A 294-nucleotide genomic window follows, 5' to 3' on the forward strand; every position below is an offset into this window, starting at 1 on the left:
GTCAGCATTGATTTCCATAGATTGGATAACGCCGTCTGGATCGATGATGAATGTACCACGAGCAGCAAGACCTTCTTCTTCCATTAAAACGTTGAAGTTTGTAGTGATTGTGCGAGTTGGGTCACCAATCATGATGTACTCGATTTTGCCGATAGTTTCTGAGCTATCATGCCATGCTTTGTGAGTGAAGTGAGTGTCTGTAGATACAGAGTATACTTCAACGCCTAAGTCTTTTAGAGTTGCATATTGGTTTTGTAAGTCTTCAAGTTCAGTTGGGCAAACGAATGTGAAGTC

The 294-nt window shown here is 41.5% G+C and carries 1 protein-coding gene; it reads right to left on the minus strand.

The features are described 5' to 3' along the window. On the minus strand, positions 1-294 hold a 294-nt coding region (locus tag SB717_RS34990; protein ID WP_410907489.1), incomplete at both ends, for a redoxin domain-containing protein.

The organism is Priestia sp. SIMBA_032 (assembly GCF_046535215.1).
Lineage (GTDB): Bacteria > Bacillota > Bacilli > Bacillales > Bacillaceae_H > Priestia > Priestia aryabhattai.